The sequence below is a fragment of the Aestuariimicrobium sp. p3-SID1156 genome (assembly GCF_025144225.1).
In the GTDB taxonomy this organism is placed as follows: domain Bacteria; phylum Actinomycetota; class Actinomycetes; order Propionibacteriales; family Propionibacteriaceae; genus Aestuariimicrobium.
Window position 1 is genome coordinate 1 of record NZ_JALXXB010000012.1, and the last position, 13,079, is coordinate 13,079.

Sequence of the window (13,079 nt, forward strand, 5' to 3'; positions counted from 1 at the left end):
GGGGCGCAAGGGTTCGGTGCCGCCGAACCTGCTCGCCCACATCACCTGCGATGGTTCAGTGCGTCCGGTCTGGGAGAGGGAGGGGGTGCCTGTGTCGGTGGGCCGCACCCAGCGGATCGTGCCGCAGCGGACTCGTCGCCTGGTGGAGGATCGCGACGGGGGCTGTCGCTACCCGGGATGCCCCGCCACCGGCTTCCTGGAGAACCACCACATCGTGCCGTGGAGCGAGGGCGGGGCCACCGACATGGATTCACTGGTGTCGCTGTGTTCCTTCCATCATCGGGAGCACCATCGCGGCCAGTTCACCATCAGCGGGAACCCCAACACCCCCGATGGCCTGGTCTTCCTGACCAGGGACGGCTGGCGGATCGGCAAGTACCTCCCGCAGACGCCGCTGGACCTACCCGAGAAAGTCCCCCGGCCACGGTATGGCACCGGAGGCGCCGTGCGCGGGGAACGACTCGACTACGGCGCAGTGTACTTCCGTGATCCCGCCACCGACGCCCTGCCCGACCCCATCGCCGATCGTGACATCGACTACCCGACGGACGACCCCTGATGCTCGAGTGACGTGCGGATCACATCCCGGGTCAGCCGTGGGGTGCGTCGTGGTCGTGAAGCTCGGCCTCTTCGTGGACTTCGTGCGCAGCAGGCCGGTCGGGTGTCGACGTCCATGAGGCGATGACGTCAGGGAAGTGCTCCACGAGCCGATCTGGAGGCCACGGCCCGGGGTGGGCGCTCGCGGTGAGTGCCTGCAGGCTGGCCGCCACCGCAGCCGCCCTGGCGGCGTCCATACCGCTGGCCAGCAGCGCCCCGCAGGCACCAGCCAGCACATCCCCCGATCCGGCCTGACCGGTCCAGGCGGGTCCGCGCACGGCCAGCCACACGGTGCCATCGGACTGTGCGATGTACTGGCTGGCGCCCTTGAGCAGGACCGTCGTGCGCCACCGGGCCGCAGCCTGGCGGGCGTGGCCGATCGGGTCCGCCTCCACGCGCTCACGGTCGACTCCCAGCAGCGTCGCGAGCTCGCCGGCGTGGGGGGTGAGCAGCGAGCCGCTGGGAAGCTTCGACGGTAGGTCCAGCAGGGCGCCAGCGTCCAGCACCATCGGGACGCCGTCGGCCAGGCGCTTGACCAGCCTCTTCGTGTCGGCCTCCGGCCAGCCCGAACCACAGACCCAGGCCTGGACCCGTCCCTCGCCCGGCACGATGGAGGGGTAGCGGTTGATCACCCGATCGACCACCTCGCGGTCCGCCGCATGCCGCACCATGCCGCAGCCGGTGAACAGCGCGCCAGCGGCCCCGAGGAAGGCGGCGCCCGGGTAGTCGGTGGAGCCGGTGTCCAGGCCGACCACCCCACGGGAGTACTTGTGCGAGGACGAATCCGGGAAGGGGTACCACTGCGCGAGGTCGGAGGACTCGACCTGCCAGATGGCGCTCGGTTCCCCGTCGGCGGTTTCCATGCCCATCCCGGGGTCCACGCCGATGTCGATCAGGTCCACCATTCCACACCGATCCGCCGCCGGAGCAGCCAGCTGGCACACCTTGTGCGCGATGAAGGTGACGGTGCGGTCGGCCCGGAACGAGGGCGCGCCGCCGGCGGTCACGCGGTCGGCGGCCAGCCCGCTGGGCACATCCACGCTCAACACCGGGACGCCCGCAGCCCGGGTGGCGTCCGCGAACTTCTCCACGGTGTCGGTCAGCCCCCGGCGACTCCCTATTCCGGCCACTCCGTCAATGACCAGGGCAGCGCCATCCAGGGCATCGAGGGCCTCCGCACGCGACACCAGTCGGGCCCCCGCCTGCAGGGCCGCCTTCAGGCCGCCGGGATGGGTCTTGTCGGCAACCGCCCAGACCAGTACCTCGGCGTCCAGCTCGGCGGCAGCAAACAGCGCGTCCCCGGCATTGTTCCCCTGACCAGCGGCCACGACCACCCACGGGCGCTCACCGCTCACTACTCCCCCATGCCGGGCCAGCATCCGGCGCGCGACCTTTGCGACCGCCGTGGCGGCGCGTCCCATCAGGTCGACCCCGGGGTGGTGGCTCCAGAAGGCCTCCTCGGCGCGGCGGATCTGGTCGGCGGTCAGGATCGGCCTCATGGTCGCTCCACGATGACGTAGGCAATGGCCAGACCAGCGTCGTGGCTCAATGACAGATGCGCAACCGTACCGCCGACCTGCTCGAGTCGGGCGGCGACAGTGCCCCGCAGCTGAAACTCCGGGCGTCCGTGGTCATCGTTGACGACCTCACAGTCCTGCCAGGACATCCCGCCCGGCGAGCCGAGCGCCTTGGCCAGCGCCTCCTTCGCCGCGAAGCGAGCCGCCTGGGAGGCCAGCGGTCGCCCCGCCTCTCGTGGGGTGAGGAGGCGTTCGGCGATGCCGGGACGACGCTCTAGCATCTGCTGGAAACGTTCGACGTGGCACACGTCGACCCCGACCCCGATGATCATGCCCACACACTAGTGGAGCCCGGACTCCCAGTGGCTGAGACGGATTTCTCACGCGATGGTGAAGGGCGCTAACGTGATGAGTCATCCATCACGACCGACCGAGGGACCAGGCCCGTTGACGTCGGGGCAGCCTCCGAGGGGAAGCTTCGGAAAGGTGCCACCTCCTGCGGGTCCGATGCCGGGTACCGAAAGATGGGTTGGGTCCTGCCCCCGTTCCGGGCAACCCTTCCCTGCTTTCCTGCCTGGGGTGAACCGCTCGACGTGGCGGTCGATACCTGGAGGAAGGCACCATGACTGAGCTCACCCGGCTGACCCGCGGACTGCGTACCGGCATCGACACCGACACCGCCCACGGCGCGGTCGTCCCTCCGATGTACCTGTCCAGCAACTTCAGCTTCGAGGGCCTGGGCATGGGACGCACCTACGACTACAGCCGCTCCGGCAACCCCACCCGCGACCAGCTGGCGGACGCGCTGGCGACGCTGGAGGGTGGGTGCGGCGCAGTTGTCACCTCCAGCGGAATGTCGGCGGTCACCCTGGTCGCCCTCGCGCTCGGCTCAGGGGGCACGATCGTCATCCCGCATGACTGCTACGGCGGCACCTGGCGCCTGTTCACCCACCTGGCCGCCCGGGGCCTGATCCGTCTCGAGACCATCGACTTCACTGACACCGCCCAGCTGGCCGGTCTGGGCGACCTCCACCCCGACGTGGTGTGGCTGGAGACGCCCTCCAATCCGCTGCTGCGAATCACCGACATCGCCGAGGCTGCCCGGGTGGCCCATGCCGCCGGTGCCCTCGTGGTGGCGGACAACACCTTCTGCTCGCCGCTGCTGCAGCGTCCCCTCGCACTGGGCGCCGACGTGGTGGTGCACTCCACGACCAAGTACATCAATGGGCATTCCGACGTGGTCGGGGGCGCCGTGGTCGCCGGAAGCGAGGAGCTGCAGGAGAAGCTCGCCTTCTGGGCCAACACCCTCGGAGTCACCGGAGCCCCCTTCGACAGCTACCTGACCCTGCGCGGGGTGCGCACCCTGTCGGCGCGGATGCGCGTCCACCTCGAGAATGCCCGCGCGGTGGTCGACCTGCTCACCAGCCACCCGGCCGTCTCGGCGGTGCACTACCCCGGCCTCCCCGACCACCCGGGCCACGAGCTGGCCAGCCGCCAGCAGGAGGACTTCGGCGCCATCGTCTCCTTCGAACTCGCCGGCGGTCGGGACGCGGTGGCTCGCGCTGTCCAGGGCCTTCGATGTTTCACCCTCGCCGAGTCGTTGGGCGGGATCGAATCACTGGTCGCCCATCCGGCCTCGATGACCCATGCGTCGATGACTCCCGAAGCGCAGGAACAGGCCGGCATCACCGAGGGGCTGCTGCGCCTCTCGGTCGGCATCGAGGGTGCCACCGACCTGGTCAACGATCTGCGCGAGGCACTCGACCGCAGTGCCGCCGATGGGAACCAGCCATGAGTCGGGTCCACCACCTCCGCTCCCAGGCCGAGGAGCGCATCCTCATCCTCGACGGCGCCTGGGGATCCATGCTCCAGCAGGAGCCCCTCACCGAGGAGGACTTCCACGGCGACCGCACCGACTCCGACCCCACAACCCGCGATCGCACCCTCAAGGGCAACTTCGAGCTGCTCAACCTGTCGCGCCCGGACGTGATCGAGAAGGTGCACCGCGCCTACTTCGAGGCCGGGGCCGACATCACCACCACCAACACCTTCTCCGCGACCACCATCGCCCAGGCCGACTACGGCACCCAGGCGCTGGTGACCATGATCAACGAGCACGGCGCGCGCATCGCGAGACGGGCAGCCGAGGCCGCCCAGGCCGCCGATGGGCGTCCCCGATTCGTCGCGGGAGCCGTTGGACCCACCAACCGCACCGCCTCGCTGTCGCCCGACGTCGAGCGGCCCGAGCTGCGCACCGTCACCTACGAGCAGCTGCGCGCGGCCTACCGCGAGCAGGTGGACGCGCTGCTGGCGGGGGGCGCTGACCTCATCCTGGTGGAGACGGTCTTCGACACCCTCAACGCCAAGGCCGCGCTGCACGCGATCGCGGACGCCGGAGAGGCGCTGGGGCACACGATCCCGATCATGCTCTCGGGCACCATCACCGACGCGTCCGGACGCACGCTGTCGGGGCAGACGCCGACCGCCTTCGCGATTTCCACCGAGCATGTCGACCTGTTCTCGATCGGCTTGAACTGCGCCCTCGGTCCCGAGGCGCTCCGCCCGCACCTGCGTGAGCTGAGTGCCGCCTCGGAGGCGCTGCTCTCCACCCACCCCAATGCCGGGCTGCCGAATGCCTTCGGCGGTTACGACGAGACCCCCGAGCAGATGGCCGAGGTGCTCGGGGGGTTCGCCCGCGAAGGGCTGCTCAACATCGTCGGCGGCTGCTGTGGCACCACCCCCGACCACATTCGCGCCATCTCCGAGGCCGTCGACGGTGTCACCCCGCGCCCCCGACCGCAGTTGCCCGCGCAACTGCGTGCCAGCGGCCTGGAACCCTTCGTCCTCACCCCCGAGACGAACTTCGTCAACGTCGGCGAGCGCACCAACATCACCGGCTCGCCGAAGTTTGCCAAGGCCGTCGCCGCCCAGGACTGGGACGCGGCCCTCCAGATCGCGCGCCAGCAGGTCGAGAACGGCGCCCAGCTGGTCGACGTGAACGTCGACGAAGGCATGGTCGACGGCCCGGCGACGATGACCCATTTCCTCAACCTGATCGCCTCCGAGCCCGAGATCTCCCGGGTGCCGATCATGGTCGACTCCTCCCGGTGGGAGGTCCTGGAAGCCGGCCTGCGCTGCCTGCAGGGCAAGGGCGTGGTGAACTCGATCTCGCTCAAGGACGGCGAGGAGGCATTCCTGGCACGCGCCGCCCTGGTGAGGCGCTATGGCGCCGCCGCGGTGGTGATGGCCTTCGACGAGAAGGGTCAGGCCGACAACCTTGAGCGCCGCATCGAGGTCTGCTCGCGGGCCTACCGCCTGCTCACCGAGCACGGCTGGCAGCCCCAGGACATCATCTTCGACCCCAATGTGCTGACCGTCGCCACGGGCATGAGCGAACATGATCGCTACGCCCTGGACTTCATCGAGGCCACCCGCTGGATCAAGGAGAACCTGCCCGGCGCGCTGGTCAGCGGCGGCATCTCCAACATCTCCTTCAGCTTCCGCGGCAACAATGCGGTGCGCGAGGCGATGCACGCGGTGTTCCTCTACCACGCCATCAACGCCGGACTCGACATGGGCATCGTCAACGCCGGCATGCTTGCGGTCTACGACGACATCGACCCGGTGCTCCGCGAGGCCGTCGAGGACGTCATCCTGGCCCGGCGCCCCGATGCCACCGAACGCCTGCTGGAGATGGCGGAGGGCTTCCGTCGCGACAAGACTGCCGGAGTCCCCGTGGAGGAGGCGGCGTGGCGAGCGGCGCCTGTGGCCGAGCGGCTGCGGCACGCGCTGGTGCAGGGCATCGCCGACTTCGCCGTCGAGGACGCCCAGGAGGCCTACGAACAGCTGGGTTCCCCTCTCGCCGTGATCGAGGGCCCACTGATGGACGGCATGGACGAGGTCGGCGACCTGTTCGGCAGCGGACGCATGTTCCTGCCGCAGGTGGTCAAGTCTGCCCGCGTCATGAAGAAGGCCGTCGCCCACCTGGAGCCGCTGTTGGAGGCCGAGGCCGCCGGCCGTGGCGGGCGTTCGAAGGGGCGGATCGTGATGGCGACGGTGAAGGGTGACGTCCACGACATCGGCAAGAACATCGTCGGGGTGGTGCTGGCCTGCAATGGCTACGAGGTCACCGACCTGGGCGTGATGGTGCCGGCGGAGAAGATCCTCGACACCGCCGCCGAGATCGATGCCGACCTGATCGGGGCGTCCGGATTGATCACCCCCAGCCTGGACGAGATGGTCAGCCTGGCCACCGAAATGCAGCGGCGCGGGGTCACCACGCCCCTGCTGATCGGCGGCGCCACCACCTCGGCCGCGCACACCGCAGTCAAGATCGACCCCGCCTATGAGGGCATCGTCGTGCACGTGGCCGACGCCTCTCGGTCGGTGCAGGTCGCCTCCGAGGCCATCGGACGCCCGGAGTCGCTGCGTGATCGTCTTGCGCAGACCTACGGGGAGCTGCGCGAACGGCATGGCCACCGCGAGGTGAAGCTGGTCGACTTCGACCAGGCGCGGGCTGATTCGCGCGGGGTGTCGACTGCGACCCAGCCGGCGCCGAACTGGCTCGGGGTGAAGCGGATGGCCCCGGGCCTGGAGCAGCTGGCCGAGATCATCGACTGGACCCCCTTCTTCACCGCCTGGGAGCTGCGCGGCAGCTACCCCAAGATCCTGGATGATCCGAAGGTGGGTGAGCAGGCGCGGGAGACCTTCGCTGACGGCCAGGCGTGGTTGCGTCGCATCATCGACGAGGACCTGTTGGAACCGCGCGGAGCCGTCGGACTGTGGCCGGCCCACCGCCACAGCAACGGCGAGGACATCATCCTCGACACCGGCGGCGGGTCGAGCGAGACCTTCTTCGGGATCCGGCAGCAGAAGCTGCGCGAGGGCGGGGAGTACGCCTCGATCGCGGACTTCGTGGCACCCGAGGATGACCACCTCGGGGCGTTCGCGGTGAGCATCCACGGCGCCGAGGAGCTCGCGACCAGGCTCCGCGAGCAGGACCATGACGACTACGGCGCGATCATGGTCCAGGTGCTGGCCGACCGGCTCGCCGAGGCCTTTGCTGAATGGGTGCATCGCGAGGTACGCCGCGACCTGTGGGGTTACGCCGCCGAGGAGGACCTTCCCCTGCAGGAGCTGATCCGCGAGCGCTACCAGGGAATCCGGCCCGCGCCGGGGTACCCGGCACAGCCTGACCACACCGAGAAGATGACGATCTGGCGCCTGCTGCAGGCGTCCGAGTTGGGCATGGAACTGACCGAGCACCTGGCTGTCACGCCCACGTCGGCGGTCTCGGGGCTGATCATCGGGCACCCCGATGCGCGCTACTTCGCGGTGGGGCGGATCGGTGAGGACCAGCTGACTGACTACGCCGAACGCAAGGGCTGGACGATTGAGGAGGCCCGGCGTTGGCTCGGGCCGCTGCTCCGGTGACGGGCCGAAGGACGGACGATGACACGAATCTCAGTGGAACTGGTGCCACGCTCGATCGAGGCGTTATTGGCCGAAGCCGGCGGGCTGGCCGAGCACGCGCCCTGGGCCGACACCATCAATATCCCCGACCTGACCCGCTTCGAGTTGCGGGCCTGGGACGCGTGCGCGGAGCTGCTGGGCAGCATCTCGCACCCCTCCGGCGGGGCGTACCGGACGATCCCTCACATCCGGGCGGTCGATTTCGACCCCGACCAAGACCTGCCCTTCGTTGCGACACTGCTGGAACACGGCATCGACGAGGTCGTGGTGATCTCCGGGGACGATGGCGAGTGGTTCCGGCCCAGCTACCCGGTGGACGCCGTCGACGTGGTGCGACGCTTGAAGGGCGAGCTGCCCGAACTGACGGTCTGGGCAGGCTTGGACCCCTACCGGCAGGGTATCGCTGACGAGCTGCGCTATGTGCAGCGCAAGATCGCCGCCGGAGCCCAGGGCCTGTTCACCCAGCCCTTCTTCGACCTGAACCTGGTCCGGTCGTGGGCCTCGGTGCTGCCGCGCGACCTGCCGGTGTGGTGGGGGGCAACCACCGTCACCACCCCGGCGAGCATGGGCTACTGGCGTCGGCGCAACCTGGCCGCGTTCCCCACCGACTTCCAGCTCACCCTGGAATGGCAGCGGAACTTCGCCCAGTCGCTGATCAGGGAAGCCTGCGAGATGGGCCAGAACGTGTACCTGATGCCGGTGCGCACCTCGACGGCCGACTACCTTTCGGGTATCGAGGTGCCGAAAAACTGATGGTCGTCCACTCTGGTCAGCGCTAGCGTTGGCGCCATGATCGAGTACGTGACCCACCGTGAGGCCGTCAGCCCCGACATGGTCGAAGGCTTTTTCGTCGGCTGGCCGGAGCCTCCTTCGGCGGAGACGCTCATCCAGGTGATGGACGACAGCTATCGCCGCATCTGGGCGGTGGAGGACGGGCGCGTGGTCGGCTACGTCAACGCGATCAGCGACGGGGTCCTGAACGCCTTCATCCCTTGGCTGGAAGTGCACCCCGACCACCAGGGGCGCGGCATCGGGGGCGAGCTGGTGCGGCGGATGGTGGCGTCCCTGGAGGGGATGTATGCCATCGACCTGATGTGTGAGGCCGATCTGGTGCCGTGGTACGAGGACCTCGGCTTCCAAGGAGCGACCGGCGCGGTGATGCGAAACCGCTCAGCCCTCCAGCGCCACCCCTGAGCGGTGAGGTCAGTGGGCGAAGGCCGGGGGTCAGATCACTCCACGGTGACGGACTTGGCCAGGTTCCTCGGCTGGTCGACATCGTGGCCCAGCTGGGTGGCCAGTTCGCAGGCGAAGACCTGCAGCGGGATCGTGGCCACCAGCGGCTGCAGCAGGGTCGAGACCCGAGGCAGCGTGAACCAGAGGTCGGCGTAGGGCTCCACCACGGTGTCCCCCTCCTCCGCGAGCACGATGGTGCGGGCCCCCCGAGCGCGAATCTCCTGGATATTGGAGACGACCTTCTCGTGCAGCTGGTCGCGTCCCTGCGGGGGGACCACCACGAAGACCGGCAGGCCCTGGTCGATCAGCGCGATCGGGCCATGCTTCAGCTCGCCGGCCGCGAAGCCCTCGGCGTGCAGGTAGGCGAGCTCCTTGAGCTTGAGCGCACCCTCCAGGGCGACCGGGTAGCCGACATGGCGGCCCAGGAAGAGGATCGACTTCTCGTCCTTGAGCTGGGCAGCAAGCTCCATGACGGGCTCGATCGAGTCGAGCACCTGCTGAATCTTTTCCGGCATGCCCATCAGCTCGTCCATGATCGACTTGATCTCGTCGCCGTACTTCATGCCGCGCACCTGGGCCAGGTAGAGGCCGAGCAGGTAGCAGGCCACCACTTGGGTGATGAAGCCCTTGGTCGAGGCGACGCCGATCTCGGGGCCGGCGTGGGTGTAGATCACCGCATCCGACTCGCGCGGGATGGTTGCCCCGTTGGTGTTGCAGATGGCGATGACCTTGGCGTGCTGCTCGCGGGCGTGGCGCACGGCCATCAGGGTGTCGGCGGTCTCACCGGACTGGGAGATGGTGACCACCAGGGTCATCGGGTCGATGATCGGATCGCGGTAGCGGAACTCGCTGGCGATCTCGACCTCACAGGCGATACGGGTCCAGTGCTCGATGGCGTACTTGGCGACCATGCCGGCGTAGAAGGCGGTGCCGCAGGCGACGATGACGATCTTGTTGATGCGCCGCAGCTCCTCAGGGCTGATCCGGATCTCGTCCAGCACCAACTCGCCACGGGCGTTGAAGCGGCCCAGCAGCGTGTCGGCCACGGCGCGCGGCTGCTCGTAGATCTCCTTGCGCATGAACCAGTCGTAGCCCTGCTTCTCGGCGGCCGAGAGGTCCCAGTCGACGTGGTAGGGGCGGGTCTCGGCGGGGTTGCCGTCGAAGTCGGTCACCTCGACGCCCTCGCGGGTGATGGTGACGACCTGGTCCTGGCCCAGTTCGATCGCCTCGCGGGTGAACTCGATGAAGGCCGCCACGTCGGAGGCCAAGAAGTTCTCGCCCTCGCCCAGGCCCACCACGAGCGGGGAGTTGCGGCGCGAGGCCACCACGCGCGAGGGGTCCTCGATGTCGAAGGCGACCAGGGTGAAGGCGCCGGTCAGGCGGCGGGACACGTTGCGCAGGGCCTCGCTGACGTCGATGCCCTTGGCGACCTCACGGCCCAGCAGCTGGGCGGCCACCTCGGTATCGGTCTTGGAGAGGAACTCGATGCCCTCGGCCTCCAACTCCGCGCGCAGCTCGGCGAAGTTCTCCACGATGCCGTTGTGCACCAGCGCGACGCGGCCGTTCTGCGACAGGTGCGGGTGTGCGTTCTCGTCGGTGGGGCCGCCATGGGTGGCCCAGCGGGTGTGGCCGATACCCTGGGTGGCCTCGGGGATCGGATGGGCCTCCAGCTCGGCCTCCAGGTTGGCCAGCTTGCCCGACTTCTTGCGGGCCTCGATGCCCTCCGGCCCCGGTACTGCGATGCCGGCGGAGTCGTAGCCACGGTATTCGAGACGGCGCAGGCCGCCGATCACGACGTCCCGCGCGTTGCGATGGCCCACGTATCCCACGATTCCACACATGGCAAGAAACGTACACGACCTGTGAGCGCACCCCAAGTCGACCAGCCGGGGCCCCGCGCCGTGAGGCTCCCCTTCGTGAAAAGCTAGCGGAATGGAGCCGCACGACTCGCACGCATCGCCCTATGTGGAACTCTCCCGCCAGGAGTGGGCTGACCTGGCCGACCATACCGACATCGACCTGGACGAGTCGACGCTGGAACGGCTGCGTTCCCTGGGCGACCCCACCGACCAGGTGGACGTGCGCGAAGTCTACGTGCCCCTCACCCAGCTGCTCCACCTGCACATCCGCCACACCGGGCACCTGTACCGGGCCTCCAACGCCTTCCTCGAGCTCGACGTCGAGCGAACGCCCTTCGTCATCGCCGTGGCCGGGTCGGTCGCGGTCGGCAAGTCCACCACTGCCCGCCTGCTGCAGGAGCTCCTGCGCCGCGCGCCGGGCTCACCACGGGTTGACCTGGTCACCACCGACGGATTCCTCTACCCCAACGCGGAGCTGGAGAACCGCGGCATCCTCGCGCGCAAGGGTTTCCCGGAGAGCTACGACCGTCGCGCCCTGCTGCAGTTCGTCGCCGACGTGAAGTCAGGACGCCACGAGGTGAAGGCTCCGGTCTACTCCCACCACTCCTATGACATCGTGCCCGGCGAGTTCCAGGTGGTCACCAAGCCGGACATCCTCATCCTCGAGGGGCTCAACGTCCTGCAGCCGGCCCGCGTCCACAGCGATGGGCATGCCGGCCTGGCGGTGAGCGACTACTTCGACTTCTCGGTCTACGTGGACGCCGACGAGGACGACATCAAGCGCTGGTTCCTCGAGCGGTTCATGGCGCTGCGCCCCCAGGCCATCTCGGACCCGAACAGCTTCTACCGCCAGTTCGCCCACTACACCGACGAGCAGGCCACGGAGATGGCGATGACCGTGTGGGCCGAGATCAATGGACCGAACCTGGAGTTGAACATTCGCCCAACCCGGGAGCGGGCCACCGCGATCCTCCACAAGGGCCCTGACCACGGGGTTGAGCGCATCCACATCCGGAAGGTGTGACCGGCGGGCTCAGAGGCTGGCGCGTTCCCTGACCAGCTCGGCGAGCCGGTCAGCGACCTCCTGGGCGCGCTCGGTGGACTCCGCCTCGACCATGACGCGCACGACGGGCTCAGTGCCCGAGGGTCGCAGCACCACGCGTCCGGAGGTGCCCAGCTCGTGGTTGGCCCGGGCGACGGCACCGTTGATCTCGGGGTCGATGCCGGCGCGCAGCTTGTCGACGTTCTTCACATTGATCAGCACCTGCGGCAGGCGGGTCATCACGCCGGCCAACTCCTTCATCGACTTGCCGGTGCGCGCCATGCGAGCGGCCAGGTGCAGGCCGGTGAGGACACCGTCGCCGGTGGTGGCGAACTCCGACATGATCACGTGGCCGGATTGCTCCCCGCCCAGCATGAAGCCATTGGCGTTCATGGACTCCAGCACGTAGCGGTCGCCGACCTTGGTCTGGTCGACCTTGATGCCGTTGTCGCGCATGGCGTTGACGAAGCCGAGGTTGCTCATGATGGTGGCAACCACCGTGTTGGAGGCAAGCTTGTGTTCCTCCTTCAGCGCCAGTGCCAGGATCGCGAGGATCTGGTCGCCGTCCACGTCATTGCCCTCGGCGTCCACGGCCAGGCAGCGGTCGGCATCCCCGTCGAAGGCCAGACCGAGGTCGGCCCCCTGCTCCACCACCACCCTGCGCAGATCGTCCATGTGGGTGGAACCGCAGTTCTCGTTGATGTTGAGGCCTGAGGGAGTGTTGTGGATCGCGACCACCTCGGCGCCCTGGGTCTCGAAGGCAGCCACCGCCGTCATCGAGGAGGCACCATTGGCGCAGTCGAGGACGACCTTGATGCCCTCCAGGCTGGAGTCCCGACCGAGGCTGGAGACCAAATGCGCGACATAGGCCTCGAGGGCACCCAGGTCGTCGCTGACGCGACCGACGTCGGCACCGACCGGGCGAGCCCAGTGCTCGCCCATGCGCTGCTCGATGGCGTCCTCGAGGGCATCGTCGAGCTTGGCGCCACCGGTGTTGAAGAACTTGATGCCGTTGTCGGGCATCGGGTTGTGGGACGCCGAGAGCATGACGCCCAGGTCAGCCCGGTACTCGTTGACCAGATAGGCGACCCCGGGGGTGGGCACGATGCCCACCCGGATCACGTCGACCCCCGCCGAGGCGAGGCCGGCCACGACGGCAGCCTCCAGGAACTCACCGCTGGCGCGCGGATCCCGTCCAACCAGAGCGCGGGGGCGGGCCTTGTCCTTGAACAGACCCACCTCCCCCAGCACGTGGGCGGCGGCGACCGAGAGGTCGAGCGCGAGTTCAGCGGTCAGGTCCGTGTTTGCCTTGCCACGGACGCCATCAGTTCCAAAGAGTCTGGCCACCGGGCCAGCCTA

At 68.6% G+C, this 13,079-nt stretch carries 10 protein-coding genes and 1 riboswitch; of the genes, 6 read left to right on the forward strand and 4 right to left on the reverse strand.

Translation table 11 applies throughout. The features are described 5' to 3' along the window. Window positions 1–559 (forward strand): HNH endonuclease signature motif containing protein (locus M3G03_RS11380; protein WP_259810007.1); only part of this gene is annotated, 559 nt, incomplete at its 5' end. A gap of 31 nt (window positions 560–590) precedes the next feature. Here M3G03_RS11380 and M3G03_RS11385 read toward each other — a convergent pair. Both M3G03_RS11385 and M3G03_RS11390 read right to left on the reverse strand, forming a co-directional pair. Further along, window positions 591–2,096 carry a bifunctional ADP-dependent NAD(P)H-hydrate dehydratase/NAD(P)H-hydrate epimerase gene (locus tag M3G03_RS11385; protein WP_259810009.1) on the reverse strand — a complete coding sequence of 502 codons (1,506 nt, stop codon included), beginning with the start codon at window positions 2,094–2,096 and terminating at the stop codon, window positions 591–593. Beyond that, the gene (locus tag M3G03_RS11390) at window positions 2,093–2,446 is read right to left on the reverse strand and encodes a holo-ACP synthase (protein WP_259810011.1); all 354 of its coding nucleotides are present in this window, start codon (window positions 2,444–2,446) and stop codon (window positions 2,093–2,095) included. Before M3G03_RS11390 ends, M3G03_RS11385 begins: the two co-directional genes overlap by 4 nt. A gap of 82 nt (window positions 2,447–2,528) precedes the next feature. Next, window positions 2,529–2,645: riboswitch (SAM riboswitch) on the forward strand. A 91-nt stretch (window positions 2,646–2,736) separates the two neighbouring features. On the opposite strand from M3G03_RS11390, the gene metB reads away from it, so the two are divergent. The 4 genes from metB to M3G03_RS11410 are packed head-to-tail and all read left to right on the forward strand — an operon-like array spanning window position 2,737 to window position 8,780. Then, window positions 2,737–3,909, forward strand: coding sequence for a cystathionine gamma-synthase (metB, locus tag M3G03_RS11395; protein ID WP_259810012.1), 1,173 nt, complete (start codon window positions 2,737–2,739; stop codon window positions 3,907–3,909). Next, the gene (gene metH, locus M3G03_RS11400; protein ID WP_259810014.1) at window positions 3,906–7,547 is read left to right on the forward strand and encodes a methionine synthase; all 3,642 of its coding nucleotides are present in this window, start codon (window positions 3,906–3,908) and stop codon (window positions 7,545–7,547) included. Before metB ends, metH begins: the two co-directional genes overlap by 4 nt. 18 nt (window positions 7,548–7,565) lie before the next feature. Beyond that, on the forward strand, window positions 7,566–8,339 hold the full coding sequence (locus M3G03_RS11405) for a methylenetetrahydrofolate reductase (protein WP_259810016.1): 774 nt from the start codon (window positions 7,566–7,568) through the stop codon (window positions 8,337–8,339). Window positions 8,340–8,375: 36 nt separating this feature from the next. Beyond that, on the forward strand, window positions 8,376–8,780 hold the full coding sequence (locus M3G03_RS11410) for a GNAT family N-acetyltransferase (RefSeq protein ID WP_259810017.1): 405 nt from the start codon (window positions 8,376–8,378) through the stop codon (window positions 8,778–8,780). A 35-nt stretch (window positions 8,781–8,815) separates the two neighbouring features. Here the strand turns inward: M3G03_RS11410 and glmS are convergent, their stop codons facing one another. Beyond that, entirely contained in the window at window positions 8,816–10,660 is a 1,845-nt protein-coding gene (gene glmS, locus M3G03_RS11415) for a glutamine--fructose-6-phosphate transaminase (isomerizing) (RefSeq protein WP_259810019.1), read from the reverse strand. A gap of 91 nt (window positions 10,661–10,751) precedes the next feature. Between glmS and coaA the strand changes: the two genes are divergently transcribed. Next, a complete protein-coding gene (gene coaA / locus M3G03_RS11420) occupies window positions 10,752–11,702 on the forward strand; it encodes a type I pantothenate kinase (protein ID WP_259810021.1) in 951 nt (316 codons plus the stop codon). 9 nt (window positions 11,703–11,711) lie between these two features. Here coaA and glmM read toward each other — a convergent pair whose 3' ends face one another. Further along, the gene (glmM, locus tag M3G03_RS11425) at window positions 11,712–13,067 is read right to left on the reverse strand and encodes a phosphoglucosamine mutase (protein WP_259810023.1); all 1,356 of its coding nucleotides are present in this window, start codon (window positions 13,065–13,067) and stop codon (window positions 11,712–11,714) included. Window positions 13,068–13,079 lie beyond the last annotated feature (12 nt).

What these genes read in the sequence shown, in the direction of transcription:
- M3G03_RS11385 (WP_259810009.1), bottom strand. Translation starts at nt 2,096, where the DNA reads ATGAGGCCGATCCTGACCGCCGACCAGATCCGCCGCGCCGAGGAGGCC.
- M3G03_RS11390 (WP_259810011.1), bottom strand. Translation starts at nt 2,446, where the DNA reads ATGATCATCGGGGTCGGGGTCGACGTGTGCCACGTCGAACGTTTCCAG.
- metB (WP_259810012.1), top strand. Translation starts at nt 2,737, where the DNA reads ATGACTGAGCTCACCCGGCTGACCCGCGGACTGCGTACCGGCATCGAC.
- metH (WP_259810014.1), top strand. Translation starts at nt 3,906, where the DNA reads ATGAGTCGGGTCCACCACCTCCGCTCCCAGGCCGAGGAGCGCATCCTC.
- M3G03_RS11405 (WP_259810016.1), top strand. Translation starts at nt 7,566, where the DNA reads ATGACACGAATCTCAGTGGAACTGGTGCCACGCTCGATCGAGGCGTTA.
- M3G03_RS11410 (WP_259810017.1), top strand. Translation starts at nt 8,376, where the DNA reads ATGATCGAGTACGTGACCCACCGTGAGGCCGTCAGCCCCGACATGGTC.
- glmS (WP_259810019.1), bottom strand. Translation starts at nt 10,660, where the DNA reads ATGTGTGGAATCGTGGGATACGTGGGCCATCGCAACGCGCGGGACGTC.
- coaA (WP_259810021.1), top strand. Translation starts at nt 10,752, where the DNA reads ATGGAGCCGCACGACTCGCACGCATCGCCCTATGTGGAACTCTCCCGC.